This window comes from Clostridium sp. HV4-5-A1G (assembly GCF_900184915.1).
Taxonomy (GTDB): domain Bacteria; phylum Bacillota; class Clostridia; order Clostridiales; family Clostridiaceae; genus Clostridium_B; species Clostridium_B aromativorans.
In genome coordinates, this window is record NZ_FXYI02000392.1 from 1 (window position 1) to 515 (window position 515).

1 protein-coding gene is annotated in these 515 nt (G+C 21.6%); it reads right to left on the reverse strand.

Features of this window, described 5'->3' with window-relative positions; translation table 11 throughout:
• Positions 1-267: 267 nt before the first annotated feature.
• Positions 268-515, reverse strand: a 248-nt coding sequence (locus J5G60_RS18715) for a PH domain-containing protein (RefSeq protein ID WP_207876671.1), incomplete at its 5' end; no start/stop codon positions are given.

A 515-nucleotide genomic window follows, 5' to 3' on the forward strand; every position in this document is an offset into this window, starting at 1 on the left:
CACTTAATATCAATTATTAAGTTAATAAAAGTTCTAAATAAAAAAATAAATTACCATGATCTTACGATAATTTATTCTAAAATCGAGTTTATTTTTTTAAAAATGTGTTAAAATATAATTAAAAGAAGCCATTGCGGCTTTATTATTGAATTGGATTTTCAGTTAATTAAATGCACTCTCGCAAAGTGCATTTAATTTTTTGAGCTTTTATTTTAGTCTTTTTCCAAAATAAAAAGGTGATCATGCCTTTTTATAATAAATAAAATTTTAAATTTGTGAAGCAATTCGCTTGTTGAGTACATCAATAAATTCCTGTTTTTTATCTGGAGAAATTAATATAGAATCACAGAAAGAATTTTTATAATATTTAATTTCTAATCTATCCATAGATAACGCTGGAGAAGATATTATGTTATTACTCTCTTTAAATGAAATAATATCTCCATAATTAATATTAATATTTAATATTAGCCCACTTCTTATATATAAATATGAATCTTCAAAAACATAATAAG